The following is a 19,101-nucleotide window of genomic DNA, read 5'->3' as shown; positions in this document are numbered from 1 at the left end:
CATTACACGCGGTTACCCCGGATACCGTGCTGAGCACGATTAAGCGGCGAAATCAATTCGAAGACTCTTTTTCCGGAAAACTATTGTTACCGAGCGCCCGCTTGCCACCATATCCTGCCTGAACGATAGCTGGTCACAGCTTGCTGTTTGTCTGCGCCAGGCTGCCAATTGTCACCACACCACGCGGTCCCACTTCACTCAAACCATTGTTCCATAAGATTTATCCGAAACCGCCGCGCCATCCGTCACCCGTGCAGCCAGATACGTCACAGTGCTGTCAAAGCCCTGCACCAAGATCGCTCCGGACCCTTCCTCCCCGGAGTTGCCATGCCTGCTTTCCGTTTCTGTTCCGCCCCGATCCTGTTCGCCGTCGGGGCTTCACTCCTGCTGGCCGCATGCAATAGCGACAGCGATGTGCCCGATCCGCTCGAACCCACAGTGACGGGCCGGGCCGTGCTGCCAGCCGACACCCTGGCCGCGGGCCCCCGCTCCGGCCAGTACCTCTCCGGCAATCTGAACGGCCGAACCGCGCCATTCGATGGCCAGCCGGTCCAGGGATTTTCCGCCGTGCTCGACGCCGGTGGCGGCGCCTTCTGGGTGATGGCCGACAATGGCTATGGCGCGCTGGAAAACTCCGCCGACTTCAACCTGCGCGTCTACAAAGTGCGCCCCGACTTCCAGGCCGGTGCAACGGGTGGCGTCACGGTGGAAGGCCATATCGAATTACGCGATCCCGGCAAACAGGTGCCCTTTCCCATCGTGCATCACTTCAGCGCCGACCGGGTGCTGACGGGCGCCGACTTCGACATCGAATCGATGCAGCGCGCCCCGGACGGAACGCTGTGGTTCGGCGACGAGTTCGGGCCTTTCCTGCTGCATACCGACGCCGACGGCATCCTGCTGGAGCCGCCCATTCCCCTGCCCGACTTCTCGCAGCCCGGCAAAACCATCCGCTCCCCGCAGAACCCCGCGCATGAGGAAACCGCGGCACTGCGCATCATGAATGCGGTGCGCCAGCACGCCTTCGACCATGGCGCCACACGCCCGCCGGTGTTCTCGCCCTACTACGTCGAACTGAAGTACGACGCCAATGGCGTGAAATCCAGCCCCGATGCGCATTACGCCCGCGGTGCGAACACCCCCGCCGACCTGGCCGGCGCCGCCAGCGACATCCACGACCTAGCCTTGCTCAAAGCCGCCGGGTTTCCGGTAGTGACATGGACAGTGGACACCCGGGAAGAAATGGACACGCTGCTCAAGGCCGGGGTCAGCGGCATCATCTCGGATCGGCCGGACCTGCTGTGGCAGGCCGTGGCGGCGTTCGATGCCAATGGGGACGGCAAGGCCGGTGACTACCTGGATGCCGATGGCCTGATCGACCCGAAGAAATTCGATGCGCAGGGCCATCGCGGCGGACGCGACCTGCGGCCGGAAAACACCCTGCCCGCGATGGAAGTCGCACTCGATAACCTGATGAGCACGCTGGAACTCGATACCGGCATCACCCGGGACGGTCAGGTGGTGCTCAAGCACGATCCCTATATCGAATCGCAGAAATGCCGCCGTACCGACGGCACACCGTACGCATTCGCCGATGAACAACTGATCCACGCGCTGACCCAGGCGCAGATCCAGTCCACCTTCATCTGCGACAAACTGTTCCGTGGTCCCAGCCAGCTCAACGATCCGGCGCTCTCCCCCGTGGCGGCACAACTGGCCACCGCCCGAGGCTATGCCAGCCTGTACGTACCGCCCACCTTGCAGGACGTGTTCGACCTGGTGAACGCCTATGTGGCGTACTACCGCACCGGAGCCGGCAAGGGGCATGCGGAAGCCGCAAAGCGGGCCAAAAACGCCGAGCGCGTGCGGTTCAACATCGAAACCAAGCTCAACCCGCGTAGCGACCAGGATGGGCACGGCAACGTCTATCGCGATCGCACCACCGACGCCCAGACCATGGCCGACACCGTGGCCGGCGTCATCGTCGCCAACCATCTGGAAGCGCGCGCCGACATCCAGAGCTTCGACTTCCGCACGCTGATCCGGGTGCAGGCGCAGTTTCCCGCCATCCGCACCGTCTACCTGTTCGGCGACTTCCCGATCTACAACGGGCCGGACAGCGACGACGGCACCAACATGCAGGGCGAAGGCGGCGGCAACACGCCATGGATGGCCGGCCTGTACTGGCCCTATCGCAGCACGGCGCTCACCGATCCATTCCGCGCCAAGCGTTCCGGCGGCTTCGAAGGCATGGCGATCAGCCCGGACGGCAAGAAGCTCTATCCCTTGCTGGAGCAACCGTTGCACGGCGACGACGCCAAGACGCTGCTGATCCACGAGTTCGACATCGCCAGCCGCAGCTATACCGGGGTCACGATGAAATACCGGCTGGAAGACCGAGGCACCAATATCGGCGACTTCATCCTGATCAATGCCACCGAAGGCATCGTCATCGAGCGCGACCCCAGCCAGGGAGACCCGAACGGACACAAGAAGCTCTACCGGATCAAACTGGGCGGCAACGGCGAAACCGTCACCAAGACCCAACTGGTGGACCTGATGAAGATCGCCGATCCACAGGGCATTACCGCGGGTGGCAAGCCTGGCGACATCGCCCTCGGCAACCCGTTCGGCATGCCGTTCAACACCATTGAGGACGTCCTGCTGCTCGATGCGCAAACCTTGCTGGTCATCGACGACAATAACTACCCGTTCAGCGTCGGCCGGCATCTCGGCACGGGCGATCCGGACGATAGCGAGTTCGTGAAGATCCGCCTGCCGCAACCACTGCCGCGCTAGGGCGTGTCCTCACCTGTTTCGCGGCAGCGCTGGGCCGAAAAAGCGCCAGCCACCAGGCGCACGACACAGCCAATAACCGGTTATTGGCAAGGCGTGCAACGCAGTGGAGGGTGTTTTTTCGGCCCAGCCCTGCGGGTTCGGTGCATTTCGGGCGCCACGCGGCGTCGCAGGCCGCTTGCGGTATCCATACCGCCGCGCGTCCAGCGCCTGGCGCGGCATCCCGAACTGCACCGAACGCTCTCGTGAAACAGGACGACACGCCCTAAGCGCCGCTAACAAAACCCTTCTGGCGATGTCGCGCGGGGGCGCCGAGCCTCACTTGCCGTACGCCTTGTACTGTCTGCGTTTCGCGCTCCTTGCCAGAACCGCTGCGCTGGGTTTTGTCAGCGGCGCTAAGCAGCGGCTGACCGGAAACGGCCTGCCCCACGGCAGGCCGTTTTTCATGGCAATCGCCACGCGTGCAGCACGGTCACCCCGGGGCTTCACAAAATTTACATACGGTTTTGTTTCAATTCCGCCCGCACCAAAACCAAACACCAAGGGAAAGGAAAAGATGAAACTCCGCCATACGGCTTGTGCGCTGCTGGCGCTGGGGCTGGCCACGCCGGCTTTCGCGCTGAACATCCTGGTTTCGAACGACGACGGCTTTGCCGCGGCCAACGTCCGGGCGCTCTATACCCGGCTCAAGGCCGCCGGGCACGACGTGATCGTTTCCGCCCCCTGCCAGGATCAGAGCGGCAAAGGCACCTCGGTCAACTTCCTCACCCCGCTGACCCCGCTGGCGAAAGACTGCCGGGGCGGCACCGTCAAGGCCGGCGCGCCGGCGGTCGGCGCCGATCCCAGCCTCTCGGACATCCACTACGTCGATGGCACGCCGGTGATGGCCACCATGTATGGCCTGGACGTACTGGCCCCGGCCCGCTGGGGCAAGGCACCCGATCTGGTGATCTCCGGCCCCAACGAAGGGCAGAACCTGGGCGCCATCGTCAACTCGTCCGGCACCGTGAGCAACGTCATCTTCTCCGCCAGCCGCGGCATTCCGTCGATCGCGATCAGCGCCGACACCAACACCAAGGACAACGCAGCACTGGCCGACGAAGCCGCCATCCTGACGGTCAAGTTCGTCGATGCGCTGCTTGCCAAGCGCGGCAACGGCGCCATCCTGCCAACCGGCACCGCCATCAACGTCAACCTGCCCAAGTTCGAAGCAGGCGGCAGCAGCGCAGTGCAATGGGTGTTCAGCCGCTTCGGCACCTATACCTCGATGACCCCGAAATTCGTCGCCAATCTGGCGCAGGACCCGATCGCCTCGGCCTACGGCGTCAACTACCCGTACCCCGGCGTCACCTTTGCGCTCAACAGCACGCCGCCCGCCGCCGAAGCCGGCAGCGAAGCAGCCTTGAACGGCAAGGGCTACGCCACGGTGACCACCATGCAGGTCGGCTTCGAAGCCCGCCCGCAAGCACAGCAATGGCTGCGCCTGCGCCTCAAAGACCTGTTGACGCAATGAAGGGGATACGCATGAAAGCGCTACGAATCGCGCCCCTTTTCCTGGGCCTGCTGCTGGCGGCCTGTGGCGACGACAGCAGCACCCCGCCCAGCCCGCCGCCCGCACCCAGAATCAGCGTCGACGCACTCCCGGCCGGCAGCTACACCGTAGCCATCGGCGACACCGACGCACTGGAAGTCGGGCAGTACTACACCGGCAGCGACGGCAGCAGGCTGCTGATCGTGAACGACGCCGACGAAACCGCCCGCACCGTCTACCGGCAAAGCGCAGGCGGGGTCTGGAGCGCCGTGCCCGCACCCAAGGCCGACACCACGATCCAGCTTCAGACCTACGAAACCCGCAGCAGCCCGCTCGTCGATCCCGCCCAACTGGCGGGCGACTATGCGGTCGCGTTGACAGGGGGCGACACCGCAACGTTCACGCTGTCGGCCACGGGTGAGATCTCACCTCGCGGCAACGGATGCCGGATCGCCGGCACCACCGGCGCGGGCAAGCTGCCCGGCGTACTGAGCGTGGCGCTGACCGCCACCAACTGCGCCGGCTTGCCGGCCAGCGCAAGCGGCGCGTTGTTCGCCGATCCGGACTACGCCCCCGCCCGGCTGCGGCTGGTGATGGACGACGGCACCAAGGTGGTCGATCTGTGGGCTTACCCCGACTGATCCACCAGTGAAAACGGCTTGCCGGGAGGCAAGCCGTTTTTCGTGCAGGGGGCGCGCTCAGCCCTGGCGGGCAGGCGGTGGCGCATTGCTGGCGGTATGCTCGCGCAGCAGGCCGGACACCTCATGTAACCACGGGCTGGTCGCCACCACGCCGACGATCACCACCAGCCATAACCCTACCAGCTTCCTCGCCATCATCCACCTCCTGCTGCCCTGGGCGTCAGGCGCCCGTCGCTACCAGGCGAAGTGCACGTTCCTCGCCGCATTGCCCTTCACGCTCACGGAGCGCGCCAGGGTCTTGCCTTCATAAGTGGCCGAAATCCGGTAGCTGCCATCGGGCAACTGCACGAACAGATGCGGGCCCTTGCTTTCCGCCTCCAGCACCGTGGCGCCCTTGCGATCGACGATCGTCACCGGAACCCCGGCGATATAGGCACCATCCTTCTGGGTCAGCAGCAGCCGCACGTTGTATTGCGGCTTGACCGCGTTGAGCGACGCCAATTCCTCGTCACCCACCCCACCGGTCACAAAATTCGGCTGAGCGGCGGGGTCCGCCGCAAAAAGCGGAGCGGCCAGGGCCAGCCACAACGCACCATAGGTCCCCATTTTGCGGAATCGAGTCATGTCGTTTTCTCCTTCGAATCGAAGCGCCACCGGGCGCGGAATGGGATATCTCCCATACCTTCGTTAGAGCACGCCTACCTCATCCGTGTTACAGCAAATATTTACCATAATTATCAAAAGGTATAAGTAAGTTGCCAGTCGGCATTTATCAGGTGCTGGTAGGTAAATTTCCCACTCGGTCGGGTACGCTCGTCAAAGCCCGCCTTGCGCACTACACTGCCGCACCCGCCTGGAGCCGACCATGTCCCAAACCCTACTGTTCTACTGCCGTCCCGGCTTTGAAAACGACGTCCGCCAGGAATGGGCGGGCAAGCGCGCCGAGGCCGGCCGCTGGGAAACGGGCGAGGGCTACACGGCGCTCCACCTGGATCAGCGACCGGAACCCGAGGTCTACGATGCCGCCAACTGGATCTTCGCCCGCCAGGTCCTGGATGTCCTGGGTCAGGCCAGCCTGGGCGAGCGCGACCGGCTTTCCCCCATCCTCGACCTGCTGGACCGCCTGCCGGCGCAGCAGCAAGGCCCCTGGTCCGCCGTCTGGCTGGAGCACCCGGACAGCGATGCTGGCAAGCCGTTGTCGGGCTTCTGCCGCCGTTTCGGGCCGATCCTGGAAAAAGCGCTCGCCGAGCGCGGGCTGATTTCCGACGATGCCAAACGCCCGCGCCTGCATCTGTTCTTCACCGCGCTCGACACGGTCTGGATCGCCAGCGCCGACGTGCGCCGCGCCAGCCCCTGGCCGCTTGGCATCCCGCGCGTGCGCATGCCGAGCGAAGCGCCCAGCCGTTCCACGCTCAAGCTGAGCGAAGCCTTCATGACGCTGGTGCCCGACGCCGACGACCGCCTGAAGCCCGGCATGGTCGGCGTGGACCTGGGCGCCGCGCCCGGCGGCTGGACCTACCAGCTCGTGGCGCGCGGCCTCAAGGTGTTCGCCATCGACAACGGCCCGATGAAGGGCAACATGGCGATCCACCCACACGTCAAACACCTGCGCGAAGACGGCTTCCGCTACCGCCCGCAACACCAGGTGGACTGGATGGTGTGCGACATGGTCGAGCAGCCCGCGCGCATCGCCAAGCTGGTCGCCGACTGGTTCGTGCAGGGCCACACCCGCAACGCGGTGTTCAACCTCAAGCTGCCGATGAAAAAGCGCTGGCCCGAAATCGAACGCTGTTTCGGCCTGATCGAAGGCGCGCTGGACGAAGCCGGCCTGCGCTACACGCTCAGCGCCAAGCAGCTTTATCACGACCGTGAGGAAATCACCTGCTACCTGGCGCTGACGCGCAGCGAATGGGCCAAGCGGCGCAGATAGGCCGCGAGGGTTTGACAGCGCAAACGGGCGCCGCCTACGCTTCGGCTGTCAAAAACCACAAAACGGAGCGCGCTCGATGCTGAAGGAATTCAAGGAATTCGCCATGCGGGGCAATGTCGTCGACCTGGCGGTCGGCGTCATCATTGGCGCAGCGTTCGGCAAGATCGTCGATTCGCTGGTCAAGGACATCATCATGCCCCCGATCGGCCTGGTGCTGGGCAAGGTGGATTTCTCCAACCTCTACATCCTGCTCAAGGATGGCGACAAACTGGCCGGCCCCTACCCCACGCTCAAAGCCGCGCAGGACGCGGGCGCCGTCACGCTGAACTACGGCCTGTTCGTCAACGCCGCCATCACCTTCGTGATCGTCGCCTTCGCGGTGTTCCTGCTGGTCAAGGCCATCAACAACCTGCGCCGCAAGGAAGAAGCCGTACCGGCCGCCGAACCCGCGCCGCCGGCGGAGGACATCCTGCTGCTGCGCGAAATCCGCGATTCCCTGAAAAAATAGCCCGGCCCCCGACGCCACGTGATCCACGTGGCGTTTTGCATGAAACCCGGGCCGCGCATCTTTGCAAGCCCGTTTGGCTTCGCGGCGACGAAAACCCCGTCAGGTTCTGCGCCAGAACACATTCGGACGCAAGCCATCGGTGTAAAAACACGGACGGACCGTCGCATCAGCGCCACCGCCGTGTTTCCCTAATTGCCGGATGGCGCCCGGCATGCGATTTTCCGCGAGCCCGGCGCCGTAACCGGCTCGCGAACCGCAGACAGCCCCACTGGCCCGATGCCAGCCGGGCTTCTGTCAGCGGCTCGGGAATGGGCACGAACTTTGTCATAGAATTCGACGCGCTTCGCTAGGCGCCCCCGCTTTCACTTTTCGGATACTGATCATGACCTGTGTAACCCGTCGCATCGCCTTGAGCTGTCTGGCAGCCGGTATGCTGGCCGCCTTCACCCCCGCCGCTTTCGCCGCCGAGCAGAAATCGGTCGGCGTCACCGCCATCGTCGATCATCCTGCGCTCGACTCGGTGCGCAAGGGCATCGAAGACCAGTTGAAGGACGAAGGCTTCGAACCGGGCAAACAGATCAAGTACCAGTACCAGAGCGCCCAGGGCAACACCGCCACCGCCGCGCAGATCGCCCGCAAGTTCGTCGGCGACAAAACCGACGTGATCGTCGCCATCGCCACCCCCAGCGCCCAGGCCGCCGTGGCGGCCACCCGCTCCATTCCCGTCGTGTTCACCGCCGTGACCGACCCGGTGGCGGCCAAGCTGGTCAAGAGCTGGAAGCCCAGCGGCACCAATGTCACCGGCGTCTCCGACCAGTTGCCGCTGGCTCCGCAGATCGACCTGATCCAGAAAGTGAAGCCGGGCGCCAAGCGCGTCGGCCTGGTCTACAGCCCGGGCGAAGTGAATTCGGTGATCGTCGCCAAGGCGCTGAAAAGCGAACTGACCAAGCGTGGCATGACGCTGGTGCAGGCCGCCGCCGCGCGCAGCGTGGATGTCGCCCCCGCCGTCAAGAGCCTGATCGGCAAGGTGGACGTGATCTACACCTCCACCGACAACAACGTGATCTCCACCTACGAATCGATGGTGAAGGTAGCCGGTGACGCCAAGATTCCGCTGGTGGCGGCCGATACCGATTCGGTGGGCCGTGGCGCCGTTGCCGCGCTGGGCATGAACTACTACGACATGGGTCGCCAGACCGGCAAGGTCGTGGCGCGCATCCTCAAGGGTGAAAAACCCGGCGCCATCGCGCCCGAAGTCGGCATCAAGACCACGCTGGTGGTCAACCCGACCGCCGCGCAAAAGCAGGGCGCACCGCTGTCCGATGCGCTGCTCAAGCAAGCCAAGGAAGTCGTGAAGTAAAGAACCCCTCCCGGCCGGCGCATCCCCGGATGCACCGGCCGGCGGGTTCCACAAGAATGCCGCGTCGGGGAGGCGCGGCCTGGGGACGAATCCCGCCAGAAACGAAAACCGGCCATCACCACATCACCTTGAACGCCTGACCGAACGCGCTCCAGCAGCATTTGCTTTTTCGGGCGCACATTCACACAGTGAGCCCATGCCGCTTTCGTTTCCAATGAAGACGACCCCACGCATAACAAGAGGTTTTACATGTCGTTCATATCCCTGATGGGGGCACTGGAAATCGGCCTGATCTTTGCGCTGGTGGCGCTGGGCGTGCTGATTTCCTTCCGTATCCTGAATTTCCCGGACCTCACGGCCGACGGCAGCTTTCCGCTGGGCGGCGCCGTGGCGGCCACGCTGATCGCCGGCGGACATGACCCATGGATGGCCACCGGCGTGGCCATGGTGGCCGGTGCCGGCGCCGGCTTCGTCACCGGCTGGCTCAATGTACGGCTCAATATCCTGCAACTGCTGGCCAGCATCCTGGTGATGATCGCCCTGTATTCGATCAACCTGCGCATCATGGGTGCGCCCAACGTGCCCCTGATCGGCGAACCGACGGTGTTCGCCCCCTTCCTGCCCGCCGACGGCGACGCAGGATACTGGATCCAGCCGCTGGTGCTGGCCGTAATCGTGGTCATCGCCAAGCTGGCGCTCGACGCCTATTTCGCCTCGCAATCGGGGCTGGCGATGCGCGCCACCGGCGCCAACCCCCGCATGGCACGCTCGCAGGGCATTTCCACCGACCGCGCCGTGCTGACCGGCATGGCGATCTCCAACGCGCTGATCGCCCTCGGTGGCGCACTCTACGTGCAGACGCAGGGCGGCTCGGACATCTCGATGGGCATCGGCACCATCGTCGTCGGCCTGGCGGCCGTCATCATCGGCGAAACACTGATTCCCAGCCGCTCACTCTGGGTAGCCACGCTGGCCGCCGTGATCGGCGCCATTCTCTATCGCCTGTTCATTGCCCTCGCGCTGACCGCCGACTTCATCGGCCTCCAGGCGCAGGACCTGAACCTGATCACCGCCGTGCTGGTGGGCTTCGCCCTGGTACTGCCCGCCTTCAAGGCCAGACTGCGCAAGACCCTGGGAGGAATCGGCAAATGATGCGCGCCCAGAACCTGACCAAGACCTTCAACCCCGGCACGCCGATCGAGAACCGCGCGCTGCGCGGCCTCGATCTCGACATCCCCACCGGCCAGTTCGTGACGGTGATCGGCAGCAACGGCGCCGGCAAATCCACCTTCCTCAACGCCATCAGCGGCGATCTGGCGGTGGACCAGGGCTCGATCCATATCGACGACAACGACGTCACCCGCCAGAACGCCTGGCAGCGCGCCGGGCTGGTGGCACGCGTGTTCCAGGACCCGATGGCCGGCACCTGCGAAGGGCTGAGCATCGAAGAGAACCTGTCGCTCGCCTGGCAGCGCGGCGCGCGGCGCGGCCTGCGCCGTGCCGTCACACCCGCCCTGCGCGAGGAATTCCGCGCCAGACTATCCACGCTGAAGCTGGGGCTGGAAAGCCGGTTGTCCGATCGCATGGGTCTGCTTTCGGGCGGGCAACGGCAGGCGGTGAGCCTGCTGATGGCATCGCTCAAGCCATCGCGCATCCTGCTGCTGGACGAACATACCGCCGCGCTGGACCCACGCACCGCCGCCTTCGTGCTGGAACTGACCGACCAGATCGTCGCCGACGGCAAGCTGACCACGCTGATGGTCACGCACTCCATGCGCCAGGCGCTGGATCACGGCGACCGCACCGTGATGCTGCATCAGGGCCGCGTGGTGCTGGATGTCTCCGGCGAAGAGCGCGCCCGGCTCGACGTACCGCACCTGCTGGCGATGTTCGAGCAGACGCGCGGCGAAACGCTGGACGACGACGCGCTGCTGCTGGGCTGACAGAACGGGAAGAGGGAAGGGAGAAGGGCTACTGCAAAAACAAAGACGCTTTCGTCTTTGTCTTTGACTTGCCTTTGCACCCTTCCCTCTTCCCCTTTCTTCCTGCCCAGCAGTGTTACAGCGCGGCCGGGTCGATCTGCCCCACGTGATCGAACACGTGGTTGGGCTTGTACGGAAAGTGATCGATCATGTCCATCGTGGTCACGCCCGACAACACCAGCGCGGTGGTCATGCCCGCCTCCATGCCGCCCACGATGTCGGTGTCCATCCGGTCGCCCACCATCACCGCGTCTTCCGGATGCACGCCCAGCTTGCGCGTGGCCAGCGTCATCATCAGCGCGTTCGGCTTGCCCACGATGTAGGGCTTCTTGCCGGTTGCCGCCGAGATCGCCGCCAGCAGCGTCCCCGCCGCCGGCTCGTTGCCGCCTTCCACCGGATCGATCATGTCCGGGTTGGTCCCGATGAACTTGGCGCCGCCATCGATCAATCGCACCGCCTTCTTCAGCGTCTCGAACGAGAAGTTGCCGGTCTTGGACACCACCACGTAATCGGGGTGTGATTCCGAGATCGAAAAGCCGATGTTGTACAGCTCATTGATCAGGCCGCCACCACCCACCACGAACACCGTGGCGCGCTCCTTCTGCTGGCGCAGGAACATTGCCGTCGCCATCGCGCTGGTGATGAAGTTTTCCTCGGTCACCCCACGGATGCCCATGTATTCCAGCTTCAGCTTCAGGTCCAGCGGCGTCTGCTCGGCGTTGTTGGTCAGGAACAGGAACGGCACCTTCTCGCTCAGCAGGCGTTGCACGAACTCGTTGGCGCCGGGGATCAACTGCTTGCCGCGGTAGATCACGCCGTCCATGTCGGAAATGATGGCTTTCATCGAAGAACCTTGTACAAAGTGGAAACCGGGAATGGCCGAAGTCTACGCCCGGTCCGGCACTCAGCCTATCCCACCGGGTTTGACCCGGCTTGCCGGGTGGGCTTTTCCCGATGCCGCCGCCAGGCCGATTCCACTAGAGTCGAACGCCCTCCCGCTTCGCCCCGCTGCGCCTTCCATGCAAACCGGCATTCTCTACGCCCTGGCCGCCTACCTGATGTGGGGGCTTTTGCCGTTGTTCCTCAAACAGTTGCAGGGCATTCCCGCCGGCGAGGTACTGCTGCACCGCATGGTGTGGTCGCTGGTGTTCCTCGGCGTCATCCTCGCGGTGCGCCGCAACTGGCGCTGGCTGGGCACCGCGCTACGGCAACCCAAGGTAATGGCCGGGTTCGCCGCCAGCGCCGCGTTGCTGGCGGTCAACTGGTTCGTCTACATCTGGTCGGTGCAGGCCAATCGCGTGGTCGATGCCAGCCTGGGCTATTTCATCAATCCCCTGGTCAGCGTACTGATCGGCGTCGTGGTCCTGCGCGAGCGGCTGCGCCTGGGCCAGTGGCTCGCGGTCGCCGTCGCGGGGGCCGGCGTCGCCTGGCTGACGTGGCAGGCCGGGCAACTGCCATGGATCGCCATCACGCTGGCGTTGTCGTTCGGCTTCTACGGCCTGCTGCGCAAGACCGCCTCGCTGGGCGCGCTGGAAGGGCTGTCGCTGGAAACACTGGTGTTCTTCCCCGTGGCCGGCGGCGTGCTGGCGTGGCTGCTGGCCTCTGGCCAGGCCGGGTTCGATCACGCCACGCCGTGGGTACGATTCCTGTGCCTGATGGCCGGGCCCGTCACCGCCGTGCCGCTGTTGCTGTTTGCCGCCGGCGCGCGGCGCATTCCGATGTCGCTGCTGGGCATCCTGCAATACGCCGGACCAACGGTGCAGTTGCTGTTGGGGGTGCTGCTCTGGCACGAGCCGTTCGGCGCGGCGCGAGTCACGGGGTTCGCGCTGATCTGGGGCGCGCTGCTGATCTACACGGCCGAAGGATTCTGGGCGGCGCGACGCAGGCGCGCCTGATCGCCCAGCGTCAGGCCGCGTCCTCGTCCGGCGCCGCCGCGAACCATTCCGCGATCACGCCGCGCGCCTGTTCGGCCTGGTGATCTTCCACCCACAGCGCCACCAGCGACCCGACCGGCAACTCGCCCAGCGCGCCTTGCAGGTACTCGCCGCGCACCTCGCACGGGATGCGGCTGGCGTCCAGCCAGTGCTTCACCAGGTGGGCCTCGATGCCGTTGCTTGCTTCGAAGACACGTTGCATGGCGCTTCCTTCCGAATGTGACGATACGGTTATGGTAGAACCTGTCCGCCCCCGCCGCGCCCTGGCTCGCCGCGCGCCGTTCAGGGAGCCGGATACTTCAGCGCATTCTTGGCCATCTTGTCACGGATGGCCGCCTCCACGTCCACGCCCAGCACGTCGGCCAGCCGCAGCATGTAGATCAGCACATCGGCCATTTCCTCTTCCACCGGCACGCGGCGTACCGGGTCGTGCGCCATTGCCGTGGCCTGTTCCGGTGTCAGCCACTGGAAGTGCTCCAGCAGTTCGGCCATCTCGACCGACATGGCCATCACGAGGTTCTTGGGAGAATGGTACGGCAGCCAGTCGCGCGCCTCGGCAAAGGCACGGATCTCGGCGGTGAGTTCGGGCAGGTCCACGATCAGGCTCCACGGGCGCAAAGCCCGCATCCTGCCCGAGGGCAAGGCGATCGATCAAACGCTGTTGAGGTTGCTCAGCATCGTCTGCACATCCTTGGGCCGCGCCAGTGCCTCGCCGGGCGAGGCATAGACGGTCAGCCTGCCGTGCTCCACCAGCCCCACCTCCAGCCGGCGCTGGGCGGTATCGATCAGCAGATAGGCCATCTCGTCGCCGCCCTGATGCGGCTTGTTGCCGGTGACGTACAACACCTGTTCGCGCGACAGCGGCCCCTGGGTACCCATATTGGCGCGGAAGGTTTCCAGCTTGGCGCCCAGCAGCTTCTTCAGTTCCGGCGTGATGGGGCTGACCTCCGAGAACAGCCCGATATCGCGCGGATACTGGCCGACATAATCGTCCAGCGGCTTCCAGTCATTGCCCGCCAGGCGGCGGGCACTGTCCTTCAACGCGTCGCCATGGCGTTTCACCTCGGCCGCGACACCGCTGGCATCCACCCCGGCCAGCGCCTCATCTGCCTGTTGCTTCACCTTGTCCAGCGCCTCGCGCGCCTCGGCCGCCACCGCCGACGCCGCATCGCGGGTGGCATTCTCCACCGCGGCGTTGCCCTGCTTCTGGACCGACTCCATCGCCTTGTCGCACGCCACCAACCCGAACACCAGGGGCACCGTCGCCACCAGACCGAGCATTTTCATCGAAGGTTCCTCCTGCACACATGATCATCCGGGTATCGGAGCGCGCGTTCGGCGTCCAAGTTCCCCCGATCCGATTGGCAACACGCCCCCCAGGCGCTACGCTCGCGGCCTGCAACCCATTTTGTGCCCGCCATGCTCAGCTATCGCCACGCCTTCCACGCCGGCAACCATGCCGATGTCCTCAAGCATTTCCTGCTCGTGGAACTGTTGAACTACCTGAACCAGAAAGACAAGACCTACTGGTATCTGGATACGCACGCCGGCGCCGGCCTGTACGCGCTGACCGAAGGCTACGCGGCACGCAATGCGGAATTCGAATCCGGCATTGCCCGACTATGGAACGCACCGGCATTGCCCGAACCGCTGGCGCGTTACGTGGACGTGATCCGTGGCTTCAACGCCGATGGCCGGCTGGCGTTCTATCCCGGCTCGCCGCTGGTGGCCCAGCGCGTGATGCGGCGCGACGACAAGCTGCGCCTGTTCGAGCTGCACCCCACCGATGCCCGGCTGCTGGCGGAGAACGTCGCCACGCTGGGCCGCCAGGCCCAATGGCAGCAGGCCGACGGCTTTGCCGGGATCAAGGCGCTGCTGCCGCCGCCACCGCGCCGTGCGCTGACGCTGATCGACCCGCCGTACGAGGACAAAGGCGACTACCGGCGCGTGGTCGATGCGCTGGAAGAAGCGCTGCGCCGCTTTCCCGGCGGCGTCTACGCCGTCTGGTACCCGTGCCTGTCGCGCGAGGAATCGCGCGAACTGCCGCAACGGCTGAAAAAGCTGCCGGTGAAAAGCTGGCTGCGCGCCGAACTGCACGTCCAGGCCCCGGCCGCCGACGGCTTCGGCATGCACGGCAGCGGCATGTTCATCCTCAACCCGCCGTACACGCTGGCCGCCACGCTGGGCGGCATCCTGCCGCTGCTGACGACCTTGCTCGGCCAGGATCGTGGTGCGCGGCCCGTGCTGGAATACCACGCCGCCTGAGACGGCCCGTTTTCAACTCTTACCGCGGACCCTGCCCCATGTCCCTGCTGTTCCGTTTCTTCAAAGGCTCGCTGCTCGTCGCGCTGGCCGGCCTCGTGGCCGCCGGAATGCTCGGTGGCGCCAAGGCCGTGTTCATCGTCGCCATCCTCTGCGTGCTGGAAATCTCGCTGTCGTTCGACAACGCGGTGGTCAACGCCACCGTGCTGCGGGACATGAACGCCGTCTGGCGTCGGCGCTTTCTCACCTGGGGCATGCTGATCGCCGTGTTCGGCATGCGCGTGGTATTCCCGGTGATCATCGTCGCCGTGGTCGGCCATCTCACGCCGTGGGATGCCCTGGCGATGGCGGTCAGCCGCCCGGACGACTACGCCCGCACGCTGACCTCGGCGCACGGAGTGATTGCCGGCTTTGGCGGCGCTTTCCTGATGATGGTGTTCCTCAAGTTCTTTTTCGACCAGGAAAAAGACGTGCACTGGATCGGCGTGATCGAACGCCCGCTGGCGCGCACCGGGCGGATCGAAGCGGTGGAAATCGGCCTGTGCCTGATCGCCATCTACGTGATTTCCACCTTCCTGGGCGGGCATGGCCAGCTCGAATTCGTGCTGGCGGGCATTGCCGGCATCGTCACCTATATCGCGGTGGATGGCTTCGGCAGCCTGTTCGAAGGCGGTGACCAGGTGGCGGCGCGCACCGGCTTGTCCGGCTTTCTCTACCTGGAAGTCCTTGACGCCAGCTTCAGCTTCGACGGCGTGATCGGCGCGTTTGCGATTTCCAACAACATCTTCATCATCGCCATCGGCCTCGGCGTGGGCGCCATGTTCGTGCGCTCGCTGACCATCATGTTCGTCGAGCGCGAAACACTGGATGCCTTCCGCTACCTGGAACACGGCGCTTTCTACGCCATCGGCGCGCTGGCCACCATCATGTTCGTCGGCACTTTCCACGAGATTTCCGAAGTGGTGACCGGCCTGATCGGCGCCGGCTTCATCGGCTTGTCGCTGTATTCGTCGATCCGCCACAACCGCCGCGCCCACGCCGCCTGAAACGCCGGCCGCGCAACGCGGCCCGGCGTTCACAAAAGCTTCAAGCGAGCGGCTGGCAAGCCGCAGGGTGACCGCCTATGGTAAACGGCATGAGAAATATTACCGCGCCCCGTGCCGTTTCCCTGCTCCTGGCCGCCGCCGGCGCGGCCCTGTTCCCCACCGCCCACGCCGCCCCCGGCGACCGGCTCGAAGCCAAGGTGGACAACCGCCTGCAACAGCGTGCCAACGGCATCCTGTCGCTGATGGCGTATTCGGTGGTCCCGGACCTCACCACCAGTTCGTTGTCGATCCAGGAGGCCGAAACCGGCAACCCCGGCATCACCATGAGCCAGCTCGGCGGCGGCTTCACCGTCAGCAAATCGCTGCCGCTCTACCTGGAAGGCGCCATCGCCTACAGCCGCTACGATCCCGAATTCGTCGTCACCCAGGGCGCCGAAACGCGGGTGGTGCCGGTGAAATGGAACACCGTGTCCGCCACCGGCGGCATCGGCTGGGATTTTCCCATCGCCGACGAACTGGTACTGCGCCCGATCGCCAACTTCGCCCTCGGCTACATGGCCAGCGACGCCAGCCTGGCCAACTGGTTCGTCGGCCAACGCACCGGGTACGAGCTGGACTTCCTCAATGACGGCAATCTTGCCGCCGCCGGCTGGGGTGGATCGCTGATGCTCGACTACGAGCACTACCGCCCCGGTTACGAAATCGACGTAGAGCTGCGCTACACCTATATCCGCCTGGAAAGCATCGGCGGCAGCGAAGCGGTGAAAGGGCATGCCGATGCCAAGACCGCCAACCTGTGGGCCCGCTGGCGCGCACCGACCGGCTTCACCGCGCTGGACCGGCCGCTCCGCTACGTACTGGAAGTGTCGCACTCGCAGTTCCTGGGCAGCCAGGCCGGCATCCTGGGCTTCGATTCGCTGTCCACCCTCGGCGTCGGGCTGGAACTGGATTCCAGCAAGTACGACATTTTCGTCACCCGCTGGCGGCTGGTGGCACGCCACGTGATGGGCGACAACGTATCGGGGATGTCGCTGGGCTTCGCGGTCAGCTTTTGAGGGGTGGACGAAGGCCGCGATGCGGTGGAGGGTGTCTTTTCGGCCCAGCGCTGCCGCGATGCATTCGATGACCCGCCCTAGGGCGAATCGACATTCAAACGTGGGTGCGAAGGACGAAGGCCGGATGCAGGGCAAGGCGTGCCGAGCGAAGTGGGGTGATCCCCACGAGCGAGGCACAACGCAGCGCTGCGCCGGCCTTCTTCCTTCCCTTCGGGTTGGCCCGTGGGCCGATGTCTGCTTTGTCGCACGGCTTGCAGAGAGGAAGGCTCTCTGCGGCACCGCGCTTCGTGCTGCCACCCGGCCCACGAACCAACGCATCCCATGTTTGAAGGTCGATTCGCCCTAGGCCGGGCACACGAACGCGCTCATGTAGTTCGCCGTTCCCTGGCGCGAACGCGTGGTCTGGATCAGTTTGCCCGCGACGCCCGTCCCTTGCAGCAACTGCGCCAGCCGCCGCGCCACCGCCTCCTCGCCCTGATCGGCGCGGATCACATAGCCGGTCACCCGGTAGCCCGCCTGCGCATTGATCGAATCGGGCAGCATCCGCACCCGCGCCTGCGACACCGCCTGCTCACGCAGCGCGGCACCGATTTTTGCCGCCTGCGCCTGCCCCCCCGCCCCCAGGCGCTCGCACCAGAACACGTCGAATCGATAGCGTGGGAAATCCGCCGCCTCGGGCTGCGCCGGCGCCTGGGCCATGGGGGCCGACGTGGCGACCACCGGCGGCTGCTCCTGCTTGAACAACTGCTCCTGGCGCACCGTACGCAGCGCCACCTGCTTGATCTCCTGCACCTGCGATTTGGTCAGCACCAGCAGCAGTTCCTGGCGCAGCGGATCGCTGAGCATGCTGGTCACCAGCGCCATCGCCACCTCCTGCCGGCGACGGTCATCGGATTCCAGCGAGCGCACCACCGCCTCGTAGACACTCATCTGGCGCCGTTCCAGGCTTTCGCGCTCGGCGCGCCGCTCGCTCGACTCCTGCGTCTGCGCCTCCACCCGCTTGAGCACCACATCGGCCTGATCCAGCTTGGTCTTGGTCCAGATACCCACCGCCGCGGCCAGAATGGTCACGCCCAGATTGATGGAAGTGAGAATGCCCGTTTTCCCGATTGCTTCGCTCATGGACAGCGCCCCGCTCGCATGACAGACAGCTATCGGGATAGACAGCGCGCCACGGACAGCGAAGCGCGAAGCGATACGCGGCGGAAGATGGCGTCGATCGGAAGCACAGCGGGCCGGCGCGAGGAAGCAAACCGACCGGCAAGGCCGGCGGCGAGGCATGGCCTCGCCGGGCACCATCGACGCGTCAGGTCAACGACGCGGGCCGATCGACCTCACCAGGCCGGCGGTATCCACCGGCTCGGACATCACCTCATCCACCGCCTTGGACGCGGCGACGGGGTTCACCACCCGATCCGGCTGCATATACGTGTCGCGTACCGGATTGAGGGCGGGATTGGCCGGCGTGCCATAGACCATGTACGGCTGCGTATTACCCACGCCCGGGGTAAGCGCATCGTGGATCAAGCGCTGCTCCAGCGCCATGCGCGGATCGGGCTGGGTCGCCGCCGTCACGGTCGCCGCAGCCGGGGTGGCGGGCGCGGTCACCGTCGGCGCGGGTTCGGCCAGCGCGGCGGTCAGCAGCTCATCGGCGAGCACCCGCCCGCCATTCGCCACCGCCGCACTGCGCGCGGCGAGTTCGGGCAGCGTGGACAGCGGCGCATCCGGCGCAACGCGGCTGATGTCGCCAGCCTGCGGATTGGTCACCATGCTGCCCAGGCCGCCGAGGGCGTTTTCCACCTCACGGCGCGCCAGCAGCGTATCGAGTTGCCGGGTGCGGGCATTCTCGCGCAGCGTCTGGCCGGCCAGCGCGGCATTCAGCAGCAGTTCGTCCTCCAGTTGCCGCTCGGCCTCGGCCGCCGCCTCGGCCTGCGTTGCCGTCGTCTGCCCGGCGATGGCTTCATTGGCCGCGCGGGCCGCGGCCGCCTGATCGGCCAGCGCGTCCAGCGGATCGAGCGGCGTGTTCAACGTGGCAATCCCGGTCGGCGTGGTGGCG

Annotated in this window: 20 protein-coding genes; 12 read left to right on the top strand and 8 right to left on the bottom strand. The window is 65.5% G+C overall.

Annotated elements, in window-relative coordinates:
* The first annotated feature begins 327 nt into the window (after window positions 1-327).
* The 3 genes from FAZ21_RS15195 to FAZ21_RS15185 all read left to right on the top strand — a co-directional run bounded on the left by FAZ21_RS15195 (window position 328) and on the right by FAZ21_RS15185 (window position 4,968).
* Window positions 328-2,799, top strand: a complete 2,472-nt coding sequence (locus FAZ21_RS15195) for an esterase-like activity of phytase family protein (RefSeq protein ID WP_136774295.1) — start codon at window positions 328-330, stop codon at window positions 2,797-2,799.
* A gap of 553 nt (window positions 2,800-3,352) precedes the next feature.
* Window positions 3,353-4,309 (top strand): 5'/3'-nucleotidase SurE, encoded by a 957-nt coding sequence (gene surE, locus FAZ21_RS15190; protein ID WP_136774294.1) that lies wholly within the window; start codon window positions 3,353-3,355, stop codon window positions 4,307-4,309.
* Between the two features lie 11 nt (window positions 4,310-4,320).
* The gene (locus FAZ21_RS15185; RefSeq protein ID WP_136774293.1) at window positions 4,321-4,968 is read left to right on the top strand and encodes a hypothetical protein; all 648 of its coding nucleotides are present in this window, start codon (window positions 4,321-4,323) and stop codon (window positions 4,966-4,968) included.
* Between the two features lie 57 nt (window positions 4,969-5,025).
* Here the strand turns inward: FAZ21_RS15185 and FAZ21_RS20365 are convergent, their stop codons facing one another.
* Together FAZ21_RS20365 and FAZ21_RS15180 are read right to left on the bottom strand one after the other, a co-directional pair.
* On the bottom strand, window positions 5,026-5,163 hold the full coding sequence (locus FAZ21_RS20365; RefSeq protein ID WP_169307431.1) for a hypothetical protein: 138 nt from the start codon (window positions 5,161-5,163) through the stop codon (window positions 5,026-5,028).
* Window positions 5,164-5,202: 39 nt separating this feature from the next.
* Window positions 5,203-5,592, bottom strand: coding sequence for a carboxypeptidase regulatory-like domain-containing protein (locus FAZ21_RS15180; RefSeq protein ID WP_136774292.1), 390 nt, complete (start codon window positions 5,590-5,592; stop codon window positions 5,203-5,205).
* A 241-nt stretch (window positions 5,593-5,833) separates the two neighbouring features.
* Between FAZ21_RS15180 and rlmM the strand changes: the two genes are divergently transcribed.
* From rlmM to FAZ21_RS15155, 5 genes are all read left to right on the top strand, one after another.
* Entirely contained in the window at window positions 5,834-6,898 is a 1,065-nt protein-coding gene (rlmM, locus tag FAZ21_RS15175) for a 23S rRNA (cytidine(2498)-2'-O)-methyltransferase RlmM (protein WP_136774291.1), read from the top strand.
* A 76-nt stretch (window positions 6,899-6,974) separates the two neighbouring features.
* Complete coding sequence (gene mscL / locus FAZ21_RS15170) at window positions 6,975-7,406, top strand: large conductance mechanosensitive channel protein MscL (protein WP_136774290.1); 432 nt, start codon at window positions 6,975-6,977, stop codon at window positions 7,404-7,406.
* A gap of 430 nt (window positions 7,407-7,836) precedes the next feature.
* Entirely contained in the window at window positions 7,837-8,766 is a 930-nt protein-coding gene (locus FAZ21_RS15165) for an ABC transporter substrate-binding protein (RefSeq protein WP_136774332.1), read from the top strand.
* Between the two features lie 249 nt (window positions 8,767-9,015).
* Window positions 9,016-9,918, top strand: a complete 903-nt coding sequence (locus FAZ21_RS15160; RefSeq protein ID WP_136774289.1) for an ABC transporter permease — start codon at window positions 9,016-9,018, stop codon at window positions 9,916-9,918.
* On the top strand, window positions 9,915-10,709 hold the full coding sequence (locus FAZ21_RS15155) for an ABC transporter ATP-binding protein (RefSeq protein WP_136774288.1): 795 nt from the start codon (window positions 9,915-9,917) through the stop codon (window positions 10,707-10,709). The genes FAZ21_RS15160 and FAZ21_RS15155 overlap by 4 nt, the downstream gene beginning before the upstream one ends.
* Before the next feature lie 115 nt (window positions 10,710-10,824).
* On the opposite strand, the gene FAZ21_RS15150 is transcribed toward FAZ21_RS15155, so the two are convergent.
* Window positions 10,825-11,592: an HAD-IIA family hydrolase gene (locus FAZ21_RS15150; RefSeq protein WP_136774287.1), complete on the bottom strand. Its 768-nt coding sequence runs from the start codon at window positions 11,590-11,592 to the stop codon at window positions 10,825-10,827.
* 175 nt (window positions 11,593-11,767) lie between these two features.
* Between FAZ21_RS15150 and rarD the strand changes: the two genes are divergently transcribed.
* The gene (gene rarD, locus FAZ21_RS15145) at window positions 11,768-12,643 is read left to right on the top strand and encodes an EamA family transporter RarD (RefSeq protein WP_136774286.1); all 876 of its coding nucleotides are present in this window, start codon (window positions 11,768-11,770) and stop codon (window positions 12,641-12,643) included.
* 10 nt (window positions 12,644-12,653) lie between these two features.
* Here rarD and FAZ21_RS15140 read toward each other — a convergent pair whose 3' ends face one another.
* The 3 genes from FAZ21_RS15140 to FAZ21_RS15130 form a co-directional block, all read right to left on the bottom strand.
* The gene (locus FAZ21_RS15140) at window positions 12,654-12,884 is read right to left on the bottom strand and encodes a putative signal transducing protein (protein WP_136774285.1); all 231 of its coding nucleotides are present in this window, start codon (window positions 12,882-12,884) and stop codon (window positions 12,654-12,656) included.
* Window positions 12,885-12,964: 80 nt separating this feature from the next.
* Entirely contained in the window at window positions 12,965-13,300 is a 336-nt protein-coding gene (locus FAZ21_RS15135) for a nucleotide pyrophosphohydrolase (protein WP_246038691.1), read from the bottom strand.
* 33 nt (window positions 13,301-13,333) lie between these two features.
* Window positions 13,334-13,969, bottom strand: coding sequence for an Ivy family c-type lysozyme inhibitor (locus FAZ21_RS15130; protein WP_136774284.1), 636 nt, complete (start codon window positions 13,967-13,969; stop codon window positions 13,334-13,336).
* A 132-nt stretch (window positions 13,970-14,101) separates the two neighbouring features.
* Here FAZ21_RS15130 and FAZ21_RS15125 point away from each other — a divergent pair, with 132 nt between their 5' ends.
* The 3 genes from FAZ21_RS15125 (at window position 14,102) to FAZ21_RS15115 (ending at window position 17,045) form a co-directional block, all read left to right on the top strand.
* Window positions 14,102-14,947, top strand: a complete 846-nt coding sequence (locus FAZ21_RS15125; protein ID WP_136774283.1) for a 23S rRNA (adenine(2030)-N(6))-methyltransferase RlmJ — start codon at window positions 14,102-14,104, stop codon at window positions 14,945-14,947.
* 38 nt (window positions 14,948-14,985) lie between these two features.
* A complete protein-coding gene (locus FAZ21_RS15120) occupies window positions 14,986-15,990 on the top strand; it encodes a DUF475 domain-containing protein (RefSeq protein ID WP_136774282.1) in 1,005 nt (334 codons plus the stop codon).
* Between the two features lie 89 nt (window positions 15,991-16,079).
* The gene (locus FAZ21_RS15115; protein ID WP_246038689.1) at window positions 16,080-17,045 is read left to right on the top strand and encodes a hypothetical protein; all 966 of its coding nucleotides are present in this window, start codon (window positions 16,080-16,082) and stop codon (window positions 17,043-17,045) included.
* Window positions 17,046-17,387: 342 nt separating this feature from the next.
* On the opposite strand, the gene FAZ21_RS15110 is transcribed toward FAZ21_RS15115, so the two are convergent.
* Window positions 17,388-18,167, bottom strand: coding sequence for a hypothetical protein (locus tag FAZ21_RS15110; RefSeq protein WP_136774280.1), 780 nt, complete (start codon window positions 18,165-18,167; stop codon window positions 17,388-17,390).
* A 189-nt stretch (window positions 18,168-18,356) separates the two neighbouring features.
* The coding region (locus FAZ21_RS20360; RefSeq protein ID WP_211243481.1) for a hypothetical protein at window positions 18,357-19,101 on the bottom strand (745 nt) is incomplete at its 5' end.

The sequence above is a fragment of the Chitiniphilus eburneus genome, from assembly GCF_005048205.1.
In the GTDB taxonomy this organism is placed as follows: Bacteria; Pseudomonadota; Gammaproteobacteria; order Burkholderiales; family Chitinibacteraceae; genus Chitiniphilus; species Chitiniphilus eburneus.
Note: the sequence above shows the minus strand (reverse complement) of the source record. Positions and strands in the feature narration are given on the sequence as shown.

Coding starts and splice junctions, on each gene's coding strand:
- FAZ21_RS15195 (WP_136774295.1), top strand. CDS start 328: ATGCCTGCTTTCCGTTTCTGTTCCGCCCCGATCCTGTTCGCCGTCGGG.
- surE (WP_136774294.1), top strand. CDS start 3,353: ATGAAACTCCGCCATACGGCTTGTGCGCTGCTGGCGCTGGGGCTGGCC.
- FAZ21_RS15185 (WP_136774293.1), top strand. CDS start 4,321: ATGAAAGCGCTACGAATCGCGCCCCTTTTCCTGGGCCTGCTGCTGGCG.
- FAZ21_RS20365 (WP_169307431.1), bottom strand. CDS start 5,163: ATGGCGAGGAAGCTGGTAGGGTTATGGCTGGTGGTGATCGTCGGCGTG.
- FAZ21_RS15180 (WP_136774292.1), bottom strand. CDS start 5,592: ATGACTCGATTCCGCAAAATGGGGACCTATGGTGCGTTGTGGCTGGCC.
- rlmM (WP_136774291.1), top strand. CDS start 5,834: ATGTCCCAAACCCTACTGTTCTACTGCCGTCCCGGCTTTGAAAACGAC.
- mscL (WP_136774290.1), top strand. CDS start 6,975: ATGCTGAAGGAATTCAAGGAATTCGCCATGCGGGGCAATGTCGTCGAC.
- FAZ21_RS15165 (WP_136774332.1), top strand. CDS start 7,837: ATGCTGGCCGCCTTCACCCCCGCCGCTTTCGCCGCCGAGCAGAAATCG.
- FAZ21_RS15160 (WP_136774289.1), top strand. CDS start 9,016: ATGTCGTTCATATCCCTGATGGGGGCACTGGAAATCGGCCTGATCTTT.
- FAZ21_RS15155 (WP_136774288.1), top strand. CDS start 9,915: ATGATGCGCGCCCAGAACCTGACCAAGACCTTCAACCCCGGCACGCCG.
- FAZ21_RS15150 (WP_136774287.1), bottom strand. CDS start 11,592: ATGAAAGCCATCATTTCCGACATGGACGGCGTGATCTACCGCGGCAAG.
- rarD (WP_136774286.1), top strand. CDS start 11,768: ATGCAAACCGGCATTCTCTACGCCCTGGCCGCCTACCTGATGTGGGGG.
- FAZ21_RS15140 (WP_136774285.1), bottom strand. CDS start 12,884: ATGCAACGTGTCTTCGAAGCAAGCAACGGCATCGAGGCCCACCTGGTG.
- FAZ21_RS15130 (WP_136774284.1), bottom strand. CDS start 13,969: ATGAAAATGCTCGGTCTGGTGGCGACGGTGCCCCTGGTGTTCGGGTTG.
- FAZ21_RS15125 (WP_136774283.1), top strand. CDS start 14,102: ATGCTCAGCTATCGCCACGCCTTCCACGCCGGCAACCATGCCGATGTC.
- FAZ21_RS15120 (WP_136774282.1), top strand. CDS start 14,986: ATGTCCCTGCTGTTCCGTTTCTTCAAAGGCTCGCTGCTCGTCGCGCTG.
- FAZ21_RS15115 (WP_246038689.1), top strand. CDS start 16,080: ATGAGAAATATTACCGCGCCCCGTGCCGTTTCCCTGCTCCTGGCCGCC.
- FAZ21_RS15110 (WP_136774280.1), bottom strand. CDS start 18,167: ATGAGCGAAGCAATCGGGAAAACGGGCATTCTCACTTCCATCAATCTG.